We start from the raw sequence: 13,988 nt of genomic DNA, 5'->3' as shown, positions 1-13,988 counted from the left end.
CGCACAGGAGAACAAGGTCAATGCGCGAGGCGAGGCTCGTCGGTCTGAGCCAGGATGGAAAGCAGCTCATCCTGGCGCTGGCAGAGACGGGTGAGGAGTTCGCCGTACCGGTCGACGACCGGTTGCGTGCGGCCCTCCGCGGCGACCGTGCCCGACTCGGCCAGCTGGAGATTCAAATGGAGAGCGCGCTGCGCCCACGAGACATCCAGGCTCGTATCCGCGCCGGCGAAAGTCCCGAGGCGGTCGCTGCCATCGCCCAGATGCCGATGGAACGTGTGATGGCGTTCGCCGGCCCCGTTCTGGCCGAGCGGGACCACATCGCCAGCCTGGCGCAGCGCGCGTCCGTCCGTCGTCGCGGTGGCGGCGACGCCCCGACGAGGAACCTCGGCGCCTGGGTCACCGACCGGCTGCGGACCCGGCAGGTCGACCCGGCCTCGGCCGATTGGGACGCATGGCGACGCGAGGACGGCCGCTGGGCGGTCCGGGTGTCGTACTTCGTCGAGTCCGAGAACGAGGCGGAGCAGAAGGACGAGAAGATCGCGATGTTCGCGTACGACGCCCCGGGGCGGTACGCAGTGCCCGACGACGACGAGGCGCGGTGGCTTGTCGGCGAGCAGGCGCAGGTCACGACCACGACGCCGGTGCAGCCGCAGCCTGGTGAGCGGCGGCTGGCCGCGGTCGCGGACATCGACCCGCTGATCGCGCCCGACCACGGCGCCGACAGCTACGAGGCAGGCTTCGAGGACACCGTCGGCCTGCGCCGCCGAAACCACCCGGTTTCCGGCGACGGCCGCGAGTTCGGCCTCGAATCCCGCGACGGAGCTCGCGACACCGGACGTGACTCTGGCCGTGAGTTCCCGCGGGAGGCTGCCCGGGAGAGTTCGCGGGAGGCGGATCGTGGTCCGCGGCGCGTGCACTCGGTGCCGGACCCGGACGAGGAGCCGACGCTGATCGACGTACCGGTCGACCAGCCCCCGGCCCCGCGCCCCGCGGTGCGCGCCGTCGAACGCCCCGCCGACCCACCCGCATTCGCCTCCCCCGCCACCCGGGAGGACCGCCCCGAGGGTGCCCGCCCGGAGCGCACGGAACCAGCACCCCGTCCAGCAGCCCGTACGTCGGAACCTCGCCGCCCGGAGCCTGTCCGCGAGCCGGCCACCAGCTCCACGCCGGAGCCGCCGACCACCCCCGAGCAGACCCCAGCAGCCAGCGCACAGGCGGCTCTGCCCGACAACGCCGAGACCACCGAGCCTGCAACCGACGACGCCACGGCCGAGCCGAAGAAGAAGCCCGCCCGCCGAGGCAAGCGCGCCAGCGTCCCCAGCTGGGACGAAATCATGTTCGGCAAGAAGGCCGACTGAACCTGCGGTCCAGTAGGTTCGCGGACCGTGCGCACCGATCTCGAACTGTCTGCGCTGGCGGCCGCGGAACTCGCAGTACGACGAGACCCCGCCGCTGCCGACGCCGTGGAGAAGTGCCGGGTAGCCCTCGCGGATGAGGCACCGGACGGGCAACGGATCGCGCTCCTGGTCGGCTGGGGCTACCTCGCGCTCCGTGAACGGACCGAGGCCCGGGAGTGCTTCCGCGCAGCCGTCTCCTATGAGACCGAGCCGCACCTGACGGACCGAGCCGCACTCCTCGCCGGCCTGCTGGCCGCCCGGGACCTCGAAGCACCCGCACTCGCCGGCGCCTGGTACCGCGCGTCCGCCAAGCTGATCGCCGTCCTCGACCAGATCAACTTCACCGATGACCTGACCACTCAGTTCACGGACGACATGATCTGGCCCGACCACCCAGAACTGCGCGGCGACGTCCTCCCACACCTGGTGACAACGCTCGACGCACGGAGCCGATCCCTGACGGCCCTGACGCTCTACGCCTTGCACCATGCCCACGGTGACGCCGACGCTGCCGTTCGAGCAGCCTGGCAGGTCGTGCAGCTTGGCCATCCGACGTACCTGGCCGCCGCCTGGCTTGCGATCGCAGAGACCCTGATCAAGCAAGGCGACAACGCGACGGCCGCCAAAGCCTGCCAGGAGGCGCTCAGCGCTGAAGGACAGTTCAGCGCAAGGCTGCTGCTCGGACTGGCCGAAGGCCCGGAAGCCGACGTACAGACTCAGGCCGGGACCCTTCTCGGCATTTTGCAGCGCGACGCAGGCGACCTCGAGTCAGCCCTGGCGACCCTGACCGCCGCAGCACACGGTGATGATCCCACCGCGCTTCTCGCCCTCGCGCAGACCCACGACCTCGCGGGCGACCCGGCCGCCGCACAGCCCATCTACGCGAAGCTGGCCGAGCACGAGCTCTCCGAGCAGTACCAGGACGCGATCTTCAACCTCGGGCTGCACGCCAAGGAGCGGCGTGATCTGCCAGAGGCGACGCGGTGGTTCCGTCAGTACATCGAGGCGGGCTACGCGGCCCATCCCCTGGCGGCCGCGCATCTCGGCGAGCTGGCGTACTGGGTGGGTGACAAGCAGGCCGCGCTCCACTGGTACCAGTACACGCTGGACCACACCGACCTTCCCGTACTGGTGGAAGAGGCCGAGCAGCGCATGGCCGAACTGCTCAAGCCCTCAGGCGGCTGAGTGCCTGCATGGCGCCGCACTCGATCCGGGCGAGGTCGCCGAGGCTCGAGCTTGCCTTGACCAGGTACTGCGCATCTCCTGACTTGCCCGCTGTGTCGATCAGCCCCGCGACCTCGGTCCACAAGGCGGCCGCTTCGCCGTACAGCCGGTGCCCGGTGCGCAGTTCAGTGCTGTCGAGCAGTTGCGTGCATTCGCCGAGGAAGTCGCGGTAGAGGTTGCGGAACAGCGCGCCACCGGTGCCGGCCTTCTCCATCAGGAGCGCAGCTTGTGGCAGAACCCGTTGCGGATCGTCGGTCCGCTCGAGCCACCGGCGTACCTGCTTGCCGGCCTTCGCGATGCCTCGGTGACCGAGGTTGGCGATGGGCGGGTGGAGGAATGCGTCGGCGCAGGCGGTGATGGCGGGAACGATCTGAGCCGCGAGCGAACGCAGCCGTCGGGGAGCAGTGACGGTGAAGGACCGGTGCTTGGCAGTCATCGGGCCTCGCGCCGCCCTGGCCTCGGCGAGGCTGATCAGGGTGGTGGACACCGCTCCGCCTTGCTGGTCGGTGTCGACCAGGTACGCGTTGTGGTCGTCGTAGCCGTACATCGCGACAACATGACCGCCGAAGTGCACCTTCGAGCTGAAGTACTCCAGGTAGTAGCTGTCGAGCTGCAGTCCGACCGGGCGGCCGGCGTCGATCGAGGCCGCGACGTTCTCCCAGGCCCTCTTCGGCGAGGTGGTCTCCTGGACCAGGAGCTCGAGCTCGAGTGTCCCGGCCAGGTTCCTGGTGAGCTCGAACGGCTTCACCCGTCCGCCGGGGAAGGGAAAGCCCAGGCCTTTGCTGTCCCAATAGATGAAGGACAGGCCGGAGCCGAGTCCGAAGAGCATGGCTTCCGACAGCTCCACTCCTTCGTCGCGGAGCAGCACACCCAGGGCTGTCGTCTCGCAGTGCTCGCCGCCTCGGGCCTCGATGTCTGTACGCACACCCGCATGATGGACCCTCCGGCAGCGGGAGGGTCGAGCCCTCGCTGACACATCACGGACAGTTGTCCCACATCGCGGACGGTGTTTGGCGGTGGACCCCGGGTGCTGTCATGATCTTCGGCATGCAGATGCTGTGTTGTTGCTGTTGTCGCTGACGCGCGCCGACTCTCGGCGCACGAGGCCCTGACCTTTCCGTGGCCCGCCCGCCGACACAGCACTCACAGGAATTCGCATGAATCTCCCGGCTCTCGCCGATCTGCTCGCATCTCGTGGTCTCCGGCTCCTTCCCGGTTCGTACGCCGTACCGGTCGAGCTGCTCGTCCAGCTGCCTGACGCCACGATCGTCCAGTTCACCGCCCGCGGCACGACGCTCCGGTTGCGCAGCTACTCCCCCGATGCGCTGACCGCGATCACGATCCCCGCCGAGTGCGGCTGCGGCGACCACCACCCGCAGACCGGCCCGTCCCGCGTGATGCTGAGCCGGTACGCCGTACCGCTCGACGAACGCACCATCGACGGCGAACTCGAGTTCGGCTGGCACCACCACGAAGCCGGCCTCCTCCACCTGGCCGACGCCACCACCCACTTCCTAACCCTCCTGGAAACCCTCCGCACCCGAGACCTCGTCGGCGTCGCCTGACAACACGAACGGATATCCCCTCCCGTTGGGGGTTCTCCGTTGGTATGCGAGGGGAGAACCCACAACGCGAGGGGATATCCCCTCGCGTGTGAACGGGCGTGTCAGGGGCGGCGGTGGGCGGGTTCGTGGGTGTCGAAGGCTTCGCGGGCGGCTTGCACCTTGGTGAGGTTGGGCGACCATTCGGCAAGGGAGTGGAAGAGCGGGGCGAGACTGCGGCCGAGGGGGCTGATCTCGTATTCGACGCGCGGCGGGACCTCGGCGTGGTACGTGCGGGTGACCAGGCCGTCGCGTTCCAGTTGACGCAGGCGCTGCGTGAGGACCTTCGGCGTGATCACCCCGATCAGGCGCTGCAACTCGACGAACCGCTGCTGCCCGTACTCGTTCAGCGTCCACAGGATCGGCGTCGTCCACCGACTGAAGACCAGGTCGACAACCGGCGCGATCGGGCAGGCCTGCACGGGATCGACTGCCGCATCAACTGCTGTGCTCTCGCTCACAAACCCAATACTATCCTCTAGGTACCTACTATCCCGCGACCAGTAGCGTCATCACCATGATCGTGATCACCGGAGCAACCGGCAACGTAGGCCGCCCCCTCGTCCAGACCCTGACCGCCGCCGGCGAGGACGTCGTCCCCGTTTCGCGGCACGGCGACGGCCACCAGGCCGACCTCACCCGTCCCGAACCCCTCGCACCGGCCCTCGACGGCGCGAAAGCCGTCTTCCTGCTCACCTCCGCCGACTTCCTTGCCGACGGCAACCTCCGGCCCGTCGTCGACGTGATCCGCAACGCCGGCGTGCGGCGCGTCGTCCTGCTCTCGTCCCAAGGCGTCACCAGCGGGCGCCACCCTTCGGTGCACGAGGACGCCGTGACCGGATCGGATCTCGACTGGACAATCCTGCGTCCAGGCAACTTCGCCAGCAACGCCTTCGCGTGGGCCGAGTCGATCCGGACCCGGCGCGCGATGGCCGCGCCGTTCGCGGACGTCGCGCTACCGGCCGTCGACCCGCAGGACATCGCCGCGGTCGCCGCGGCGGCACTCCGCGACGCCGGCCACGCGAACGCCGTCTACACGCTGACCGGGCCCGCGGCCATCTCACCGCGCCAGCAGGCGGCGGTGATCCAGGACGTGATCGGTACGCCGATCAGCTTCACGGAGCTGAGCCGGGACGAGGCTCGGGCCGGCATGCTCACGTTCATGCCTGCGCCCGTCGTCGAGGCCACGCTCGATGTGCTCGGTACACCCACGCCGGCCGAGCAAGCGGTCAGCCCCGACGTCGAGAAGGTCCTGGGCCGCCCGCCCCACACCTTCACCGACTGGGTCACCCGCAACCTCGAAGCCTTCCGCTGAGCCGCAGCACAGCCTGATGCCCGCGCCGGCAGCACAGCCTGATGCCCGCGCCCGCAGCACAGGCTGTGCTGCGGCGGGCAGCCCAGGCGCCTGCCGCGGCGGCCGAGGCTCCTGCGGCGGCGGCACAGGGGTTACCCCGCGGGCGCGGGTGGTTTGTCGTGCCCGCGGGTTTCCCGTTCCGTGCCGGTGGCCTTGGACCTGCCCGTCACCTCTTCGGAGTCAGGCGGCGGGGCTGATCGGGTGGCGAGCTGGTCGCGGAGGGATTCGGCGAATTGTTCGGCAGCTCGTTGGGCGGCGGCCAGGGCGGCCACGCGGTCTTCGGTTGATCGTCTGGCGTCGGCCAGTTGGGCCTGGTGGTCGGCTCGCAGCTGTTCGCGGTCGGTGCGGTGTTCGGTGCGGAGGGCGTCCAGCTCTGCCCGGTGTTGCTCGCGCTCCTGGCGGAGCTCGGTGCGGAGTTGGTCCGCGGTCGCCTGTGCGGTGTGGCGTTCGGCCTCGGCTGCGGCCTGGGCGATTCGTGCGGCCTCGAGTTCGCTACGGGCCTGGCGGACCTGTTCCTCGGCCGTGGCCTGAAGGTCACGGATCCGCTGCTCGGTCTCGGCGCGTACCTGCTCCACCTCCGCAGCTGCTGCTTCGCGGACGACCGCCATCTCTTGCCGTAGCTGCTCCAGCTCAGCGGCGGCGCTCTCACGCAAGGCGGCCGCTTCTCGCCGGGCCCGTTCTGCCGCTTCCTCGGCAACCGCGACATCGACGCGAGCCTCGTCCAGCGCCGCGACGGCCTCCCGGGCAGCCTCGTCGGCCTCCTCCCGTGCGTCCTCGGCTTCGGCGGCCTGCTGCTCCGCCTTTCGACGCCGGTGCTCTTCCTCCCCACGCCGCCGCTCGAGGTCGGCCAGCTCCGCACGCGACTCCGCCTGCAACTGCTCCACCTCGGCCGCGACCGCTTCCGCGTCGCCGTACGTGCGGACCGCGTCCGCCAGCTGCGCGAGGTATCCCTCCAGCTCCTCCACCAAGCGTGGCAGGTTGCTCTTCATCAACTGCTCGAGGGTCATCCGGGCCGCCGTCACCCGGCCCGGCACCGGTTCGGAGCCGGCAGCGGCGGCATCACGGCGCACCGGTTGCCTGGCCAGGCGATTCTTCGCGGCCCAAGCGTTCGCTTTGTTGTGAACGACCGGCTTGCCGTCGACGCCTGCGCCTTCGCGGCCGCAGTACTTCGGCGGCCGCCCCGGCGTACCGGGATCAACCTGCTTCGGGTTCTCGCAAGTCACTCCAGGGAATTCGCACAGTCCCGGCCGGGTCCGCGCGAGGGGCTCCGCCTCTGTCGTCGTCATGACGCCACTCTAATGGATTGCGTCGATAAAGTTCCGGTTTGAGTATGGTTATTGTCCGCCAATTTTGACTGAACGAAACTGAACTGAACTAGCGCATAATCCCCGTTATGCGCTAGTTTCTCTTCTGTGGACGATCTGCCGGCGCCGCTCGTGTTTCACCAGATGGAGACTGCCGTCGAGCTCCCGAGGCCCGATGCGGCCACGGAAGCTGCCGTGCGCCGCGTCCTCGGCCGCCGACGGCCCCTCCACGATCGGGAAACGGCTCCCGTCGACCGGCTCGACCTCCTCGCCGAAGCCCTGACCCCGGAGCTGACCGCACTGGTCGTGCTGTGGCTCGGCGGCACCAGACGGGCAAGTCGTGACACGCGGATCGGGTATGCCGACGACCTGCTGCTGTGGGCCGACTGGGCCCGCCGTGAGCTCGGCCGGGAGCGGTTCGGCCTGGACCTGCACCGCGGGGAGGTGACGATGTGGCTGACCTGTCAGCAGGACGCGGGGGCGGCCGCGTCCTCGGTCTCGCGCCGCCTGTCGACGCTGTCCAGCCTGTACCGGTACGCCGCCGGCTGGGGCCTACCCGTGGTGTCCCCCATCTCCGACGACGACCACCGGCCGAAGTTCCACCGCGGACGGCGCGCCACGTCAGCGCGTGTCCTGGACGCTGATCAGGTCGCCGCGTTGCTCGCGGCGGCAAGTGACGTCCGCGACGCCCTGGCCGTCGGTCTCCTCTATACCGGCGCTCTGCGAGTCTCCGAGCTCTGCGGTGCGAACGACACCGACCGTCAGGACGAGGGCCGGCGAACGTGGCTCGTCGTGACCCGCAAGGGCGGGAAGTCGATCCGCATACCACTCGAGACCACTGTGGCCGAGCTTCTCGACCTGTACCGTGCGAGCCGTCCGGCCTGGACCGGGACGGGACCGGCTCCGCTCATCGCCGATGCCGACGGCGATCGGCTCGACCGGCACGACGTCACCCGGCTACTTCGCCGCCTGGCCAGAGCGGCCGGTATCCCCCGCCCGGAAACCATCGGCCCGCACTCCCTGCGTGCCACCGCTATCACCGACCAGAAGCGGCGCGGTCACAGCGCCGAGGACCTCCAGGAACTGTCCGGGCACGCGGACGTCCGCACCGTCATGATCTACATCGACGACGACGGCCGCGCCGAACGGGTCGCCGCGCTCACCGACGACCTCGGCCGGATCATGACCGCCGTCCCCCGGCACCTCAAGTCCCCCGGCTGAACCCGACGAGTGGCAGGAACACGTCGTCGACCAGTGCTGTGATGGTCGACGACGGCACTGGCGAGTGGCTGAAGAAGATCTCGTGCCTCATCAGATTCGTGGGTGCGGTCAGGACTACGACGGGTACGTCGGCCGTCGCGATCTCACCGCGCTCCGCGGCCCGCTTCACGATCGCCGCCATTACGCCGGTCATCCGGCTGTACACCTCCGGATCGAGGTCCGGCGCCTCGGCCATCAGCCCGTGGATGGTGTCCGGTCCGAGCTGGGTGAACCGGTCGGCCATCTGCTGCAGCACTCCGAGTACGTCGCCGCGCAGCGACCCGGTGTCCGGTACGTTCTCGACGATCGAGCCGGCGTGGTGCCGCATCGACGCGATCACCAGCTCGGCCCGGTTCCGCCAGCGCCGGTACAGCACCTGCTTGCCGGTCTGCGCCCGCGCCGCGACCGCCTCCATCGTCAGCTGCGCGTAGCCGGACTCCATCAACTCGGCCCAGGCGGCGTCCAGCAGGACGGCCTCGAGTTCGGCACCGCGGCGGCGTTCCATGAAACCTCCAGAAGAGACCTTGCGTCTCTTAATGATCCGAGCCTACCCTGAAACGCGTAAGAGACGCCACGTCTCTAAGGAGACTCTCGGATGAGCACTCAGACGGACCGCCTCGACCGGTCGGTCCTGAAACTCGCCGCCGTCCTCGTGCTCGGCGCGCTCGCCCCGCTGCTCGACAGCACGATCGTCACGGTCGCGATCCATACCCTGGGTGCCGACCTGCGCGCCTCGGTCGCCACGCTCCAATGGGTCAGTACGGCGTACCTGCTGGCGCTGGCGATGGCGGTCCCGATCACCGGCTGGTCGGCGAACCGTTTCGGCGCCAAACGGATGTGGATCGTCGCGCTCGGACTGTTCCTCGCGGGATCGATGCTGTGCGGTGCGGCGTGGACCGTCGGCTCGCTGATCGCGTTCCGCGTCGTCCAGGGCGTGGGCGGCGGCCTGATGCTGCCGATCCTGCAGACGTTGCTGCTGCGCGCCGCCGGCCGCGAACGGATCGGCCGGCTGATGGCGGTCGTCACGCTGCCCGCGATGGTCGGACCGATTCTCGGCCCGGTGATCGGCGGCGTCCTGGTCGGTCACCTGAATTGGCGCTGGATCTTCTACGTGAACGTGCCGATCTGCATCGCCGCGATCGCCCTCGCCGTAGGTGTACTCAAGCCCGACCCTCCGGCGATCGCGGCACGGCTCGACGTACTCGGACTGCTCCTGGTCTCCCCCGCGCTCGCCGCGATCATCTACGGTCTCAGCCAGGTCGGCGACCACGGCTTCGGCCACTCCGCCGTACTCCTTCCGCTCGCCGCTGGCGTGCTGCTGCTGACAGCGTTCGTACTGCGTCGCGCCGCCGAGCCACTCATCGACCTGGCACTCTTCCGCACGAGATCGTTCGCCGCGTCGACCGCGCTCATGTTCCTCACCGGCTTCGGTCTGTACGGCGCGATGCTGCTCCTCCCGCTCTTCTATCAGCAGGCCCGCGGCGAGACGGTGACTGCCGCCGGCCTCCTCCTTGTACCGCAAGGAATCGGCAGCCTGCTCGCGCGGACCGCCGGGGGTCTCACGGATCGCCTCGGCCCGCGCCCGGTCGTCCTTGCCGGCATCGTTCTGACTGCACTCGGAACCATCCCGTTCGCGATCGCGGAGGCGTCGTACTGGCTACTCGGGACCGCGCTCGTGCTTCGCGGCGCCGGGTTGAGCGCGGTCAATCTCGCGGTGATGGTCGGCGCCTTCCGCGACCTCGAGCCGGCGCAGATCCCGCACGCCAGCAGCACCACGCGGATCATGCAGCAGCTGGGCGGCGCCTTCGGTGCCGCGACGCTCGCCGTCGTACTGCAGAGCCAGCTCACCGGACACCACGCGTCGACGGCCTACGCGCACAGCTTCGGGTGGGCGATCGGGTTCACCGTGCTGGCCGCCGTACCAGCGTTCTTCCTGCCCCGACGCCGGGCTCTTGAATAAGTAACACGCTTGGTTTAACTTATCCGCGCAGTTGATCTTCCGGTCCGCCACCTGGAGGTTTCAGCATGTCCAGTCGCTTGCTCGCGCGTGTCCTTCCCGCCGTGCTCCTCATCAGCGTTCTCGCCGTACCGACGGCGCGCGCTGCCACCATGTATCCCAGTGGGGTCGGTGCCGATCTCGGCCCCACTCCGACCACGCTCGGCGTGCAGCCCGCCGCCGGCGACGACCCGGCCGGACTCCGGACCGGCACCGAGCAAGGCCGCACGTACTGGCAGACCAACCAGGCGGCCGGCACCGGCTACCTGGAGTTCGACGTCGACAGTGACTACGTCGACGAGATCGGCACCGACGACGTCCTGGTGACGGTGACCTATCTCGACAGCGGCTCAGGCACTCTCGAACTCCAGTACGACGCCAAGGCCGACCCGCAGCAGGACACCACCGACGTCCAACTCACGAACACCGGGCAGTGGAAGACCGGCGTCTTCTCGTTGACCGGCATCGCGTTCACCAACCGCCTCGGCGACGCCGATGTCCGCGTCTTCGGCAGCGCTGACATCACGATCGCCGGCCTGCGGATCAGTACGGCGGGAGCGTCGGTGCAGCTCGGCGCGACGCCCGTGCAGAACGGGATCAGCCCGCGGGCCGGCGACGACGCGTCGCACCTGGTGACCGGCGTCCAGGACGGTCGCCCGTACTGGCAGACCGATCACACCGCACCGGCGCCGGGGACGAACTTCTTCTACCTGAACGTCGCCGACACCTACCTGTACGACAACCGCGCTCTCGTGCTGGTCAGCATCGACTACTTCGACGAGGGCAGCGGCCAGTTCGGTCTGCACTACGACTCCCCCGGCGAGACGATCCCGGACAAGTTCAAGAACTCCGAGGTCGTTCGGTACGGCGACACCAAGACGTGGAAGACCTACACGTTCGCGCTGCCGGATGCGGTCATGACGAACCGCTCGAACGGCGGCGACCTCCGGATCCACAACGGCGACGGCGCGGTCGACCTCAAGGTCGCCGCGGTCCGGGTCGCCAAGGTCGCGACCACCCTCGACGTCACCGAGGGTCTCGTCGACCTCATCGGTCAGGCGACTCGTACCGAGAAGGCCGCCCGCGAAGGGACGCGCGACGGGCAGTACCCGGTCGGCAGCCGCGCCACGCTGCAGGACGCGATCGACAACGCTCAGGCGATCGCGTCCACTCCGGGCGTCACCGACGTACAGGTCAAGGCCGCGCTCACGACGTTGCAGGCCAAGCTGGACGCGTTCATCGCGTCGGTCGTGGACACCAACTTCGCGGACGACGGTACGGCGACCGCGAGCGGTGGGACCGGCGCTGCTCAGGTCAACGACAACGACCACCAGACGGTCTGGACCGGTGGTGCGGACTCGTGGCTGCAGATCGATCTCGGTGCGCCGCGGCCCGTGAACGATGTGCGGGTCGAATGGGCCGAGGCGTCCTCCCCTGACTACACCGTTCAGGTCTCGAACGACGGGCAGAAGTTCGTCAGCGTCGGCCGGACCGGATCGCCTGGCGGTAACCAGTTCGGCCGGACGCGGTTCGCGACGGTCAGCGCACGGTACGTCCGGGTTGCGATGACCGGGGCCGATTCCTTTGCCGTCAAGGAGTTGCAGCTGCGGCTGGCGCCGGTCGTGAAGCCGACGCCGCGGCTCGTTGCGACGAGCAACCCGACCGAGGACGGTGTGGTCGCGGACTTCGACGCGACGCAGTTCGGCGCCGACCGCAGCGGCCGGCGAGACTCCACGAAGGCGATCCAGCAGGCGATCTACGCCTGCCAGGACGCGGGCGGTGGCACGGTGTGGCTGCCGGCCGGGCAGTACAAGGTGACCGACACGATCGAGGTACACGCGTTCTGCAGTCTCCGCGGCGACCACGGTCAGAAGCTCGGTACGGGCACGGTGATCGTCGCCGACCTGCCATCGGGTGACGACGGGCCGAGTCTGTTCCGGATCGGCGGCAGCGCGGGCGTTCTCGGCGTGACGACGTACTACCCGCACCAGAACGCGAGCACTCCGGTTCCGTACAACTACACGTTCGAGATCCCCGGCGGGGCGTGGATCGGCAACGAGAACTACATGATGGCGACGGTCTCCGACGTCACCATGCTGAACTCGTACCGCGGTATCGGCGTCAGCACGATGCCGAACGACCACGGCAACGCCCCGAGCTCGGGGCAGGTGCACGAGTCGACGACGATCCGCAACGTCCGCGGTACGGCGCTGTTCGAGGGCGCCCGCGCCTACAACGGCGCCGACGTCGGCACCTGGGAGAACGTTGCCTTCAGCAACTCGTACTGGTCGTCCGCGCCGGCCGCCTACCACCCGCCGGCTCGGGCCACTCTCGACGCCTGGACCCGGGCACACGGCACCGGCCTGGTGCTCGGCGACCTCGAGTGGGACCAGTTCTACCGGATCGCGCTCTCCGACTATGCCGTCGGCATCCACGTCGTCGCGGGCCAGCGGGCCCAGTTCACCGGCAGCTTCCTCGAACCCGACGTACGCCGGGTCGGGACCGGGCTGCTCGTCGACGTGATGGACGACCGGTGGGGCATGACGCTCGCCGGCGGTCACGTTGAGGGCGGCATCACCAACAACTCGCGTGGCTACGTGAAGATCACCGGGACAGCGCTCTCTGGCGTTCTCTCGGGCATCATCCACCGCATGTCGGGCGCCGCACCGAGCTACACCCAGAGAGCGCTCCCCCGACCGGTGCAGAAGCTGTACGTCGTGGATGCGCCGTACGGGGTCGGGTACCTGCCGGCCGCCGACGCGACGCGCGAGGTGCAGAAGGTGCTCGATCGCGCCGGGCGTGAAGGTGGCGGGATCGTCTACCTGCCCGCCGGCTGGTACCGGATCAGTACGCATCTGAGCGTTCCGGCGAAGGTCGAGTTGCGCGGTGCGTCCGCCGTACCGAACCGGGACCAGGGCGGGGCGAGCGGCGGGACAGTCTTGCAGGCGTTCGAGGGACGCGGCGCGGGAGAGTCCGCAACCGCTCTCTTGACGCTCTCCGGGAAGGGCGCCGGCGTCCGCGGGCTGCGGGTCTTCTACCCGGAGAACAACCCGGGCAACGCCGAGGGCGTGGTGCCGTACCCGTACGCGGTCCGCGGGCACGCCGGCGCGAACTACGTCATCAACGCCGGGTTCCCGAACGCCTGGAACGGCATCGACCTCAGCGGCGACGGCGTCGTGGTCCGCAAGGTCGCGGGCGCGTTCTTCGACCACGCGATCGCGATCGGCCCGGGGCGCGACGGCCGCGTCGAGGGTGTGCTGTCGAACGGGAACGCGGTCACCCGGGTCGGGTACCAGCAGCCGTACTGGATGAACGAGGGTCGCATCTTCGAGCTCGTCATCGACAAGTACATGCGGAAGACCGCGAAGATCGTCACCGTCGACGGGGCGCGCGGACTGACCCTGCTGAACGTGTTCGCGTACGGGTTCCACGACGGCCTCGTGGTGAACTCCGGTCAGGTGGACGCGTTCAACCTGGGTACCGACAACCTCGGCGGCGACGGGCACACCGTGCGGGTCGTGAGCGGCGAGGTCGAGGCGACGAACCTCGCCCGCTACAACGGCGCGACGCTGAGCGGTCCGGCGACGTTGCACAACGTGATGGTGATCAACGTCGTCCAGCGCAGCATCGCGGTCCAGGCGAACGGGAACGGCACCGTGAGCATCGCGGGGAACGAGTCCGAGCCGGGAACCTACGAGGTCGGCGCGCAGGTCACCGTGACGGCAGCGCCAGGATCGGATAGCGTTTTCCGGGATTGGACCGTGGACGGGACCGTGGTGTCGACAGCGCCGTCGTACACCTTCACCGTCTCGGCGGACCAGAAACTGATAGCCAACTTCACACCGATGTAGG

11 protein-coding genes are annotated in these 13,988 nt (G+C 69.1%); 7 read left to right on the top strand and 4 right to left on the bottom strand.

Annotated features, from left to right (window positions below):
* Window positions 1-20 precede the first annotated feature (20 nt).
* Window positions 21-1,358 (top strand): septation protein SepH, encoded by a 1,338-nt coding sequence (gene sepH / locus E0H45_RS15545; RefSeq protein WP_131338049.1) that lies wholly within the window; start codon window positions 21-23, stop codon window positions 1,356-1,358.
* 27 nt (window positions 1,359-1,385) lie between these two features.
* Window positions 1,386-2,582 (top strand): tetratricopeptide repeat protein, encoded by a 1,197-nt coding sequence (locus tag E0H45_RS15540; RefSeq protein WP_131338048.1) that lies wholly within the window; start codon window positions 1,386-1,388, stop codon window positions 2,580-2,582.
* Here the strand turns inward: E0H45_RS15540 and E0H45_RS15535 are convergent.
* The gene (locus E0H45_RS15535; protein WP_238155025.1) at window positions 2,563-3,546 is read right to left on the bottom strand and encodes a BtrH N-terminal domain-containing protein; all 984 of its coding nucleotides are present in this window, start codon (window positions 3,544-3,546) and stop codon (window positions 2,563-2,565) included. The genes E0H45_RS15540 and E0H45_RS15535 overlap by 20 nt on opposite strands.
* 232 nt (window positions 3,547-3,778) lie before the next feature.
* Between E0H45_RS15535 and E0H45_RS15530 the strand changes: the two genes are divergently transcribed.
* Window positions 3,779-4,186: a hypothetical protein gene (locus tag E0H45_RS15530; RefSeq protein ID WP_131338047.1), complete on the top strand. Its 408-nt coding sequence runs from the start codon at window positions 3,779-3,781 to the stop codon at window positions 4,184-4,186.
* A 101-nt stretch (window positions 4,187-4,287) separates the two neighbouring features.
* On the opposite strand, the gene E0H45_RS15525 is transcribed toward E0H45_RS15530, so the two are convergent.
* Window positions 4,288-4,683 (bottom strand): winged helix-turn-helix transcriptional regulator, encoded by a 396-nt coding sequence (locus tag E0H45_RS15525; RefSeq protein ID WP_202872350.1) that lies wholly within the window; start codon window positions 4,681-4,683, stop codon window positions 4,288-4,290.
* Between the two features lie 56 nt (window positions 4,684-4,739).
* Between E0H45_RS15525 and E0H45_RS15520 the strand changes: the two genes are divergently transcribed.
* Window positions 4,740-5,537 (top strand): NAD(P)H-binding protein, encoded by a 798-nt coding sequence (locus tag E0H45_RS15520; protein ID WP_131338046.1) that lies wholly within the window; start codon window positions 4,740-4,742, stop codon window positions 5,535-5,537.
* Between the two features lie 131 nt (window positions 5,538-5,668).
* Here the strand turns inward: E0H45_RS15520 and E0H45_RS15515 are convergent, their stop codons facing one another.
* The gene (locus E0H45_RS15515; protein WP_131338045.1) at window positions 5,669-6,862 is read right to left on the bottom strand and encodes a coiled-coil domain-containing protein; all 1,194 of its coding nucleotides are present in this window, start codon (window positions 6,860-6,862) and stop codon (window positions 5,669-5,671) included.
* A 126-nt stretch (window positions 6,863-6,988) separates the two neighbouring features.
* On the opposite strand from E0H45_RS15515, the gene E0H45_RS15510 reads away from it, so the two are divergent.
* Window positions 6,989-8,101 carry a tyrosine-type recombinase/integrase gene (locus E0H45_RS15510; RefSeq protein ID WP_131338044.1) on the top strand — a complete coding sequence of 371 codons (1,113 nt, stop codon included), beginning with the start codon at window positions 6,989-6,991 and terminating at the stop codon, window positions 8,099-8,101.
* Here E0H45_RS15510 and E0H45_RS15505 read toward each other — a convergent pair.
* Complete coding sequence (locus E0H45_RS15505) at window positions 8,085-8,645, bottom strand: TetR/AcrR family transcriptional regulator (RefSeq protein ID WP_131338043.1); 561 nt, start codon at window positions 8,643-8,645, stop codon at window positions 8,085-8,087. The genes E0H45_RS15510 and E0H45_RS15505 overlap by 17 nt on opposite strands.
* A gap of 90 nt (window positions 8,646-8,735) precedes the next feature.
* Here E0H45_RS15505 and E0H45_RS15500 point away from each other — a divergent pair, with 90 nt between their 5' ends.
* Window positions 8,736-10,100, top strand: a complete 1,365-nt coding sequence (locus E0H45_RS15500) for an MDR family MFS transporter (protein ID WP_131338042.1) — start codon at window positions 8,736-8,738, stop codon at window positions 10,098-10,100.
* A gap of 65 nt (window positions 10,101-10,165) precedes the next feature.
* Window positions 10,166-13,987, top strand: a complete 3,822-nt coding sequence (locus tag E0H45_RS15495) for a glycosyl hydrolase family 28-related protein (RefSeq protein WP_131338041.1) — start codon at window positions 10,166-10,168, stop codon at window positions 13,985-13,987.
* The last annotated feature ends 1 nt before the right edge of the window (window position 13,988 follow it).

This window comes from Kribbella soli, from assembly GCF_004331345.1.
Classification (GTDB): Bacteria; Actinomycetota; Actinomycetes; order Propionibacteriales; family Kribbellaceae; genus Kribbella; species Kribbella soli.
This window is presented reverse-complemented; position numbering and strand designations above follow the sequence as displayed.

Excerpts from the sequence above, each read along its gene's own strand:
- sepH (WP_131338049.1), top strand. The coding sequence starts at position 21 with ATGCGCGAGGCGAGGCTCGTCGGTCTGAGCCAGGATGGAAAGCAGCTC.
- E0H45_RS15530 (WP_131338047.1), top strand. The coding sequence starts at position 3,779 with ATGAATCTCCCGGCTCTCGCCGATCTGCTCGCATCTCGTGGTCTCCGG.
- E0H45_RS15520 (WP_131338046.1), top strand. The coding sequence starts at position 4,740 with ATGATCGTGATCACCGGAGCAACCGGCAACGTAGGCCGCCCCCTCGTC.
- E0H45_RS15515 (WP_131338045.1), bottom strand. The coding sequence starts at position 6,862 with ATGACGACGACAGAGGCGGAGCCCCTCGCGCGGACCCGGCCGGGACTG.
- E0H45_RS15505 (WP_131338043.1), bottom strand. The coding sequence starts at position 8,645 with ATGGAACGCCGCCGCGGTGCCGAACTCGAGGCCGTCCTGCTGGACGCC.
- E0H45_RS15500 (WP_131338042.1), top strand. The coding sequence starts at position 8,736 with ATGAGCACTCAGACGGACCGCCTCGACCGGTCGGTCCTGAAACTCGCC.
- E0H45_RS15495 (WP_131338041.1), top strand. The coding sequence starts at position 10,166 with ATGTCCAGTCGCTTGCTCGCGCGTGTCCTTCCCGCCGTGCTCCTCATC.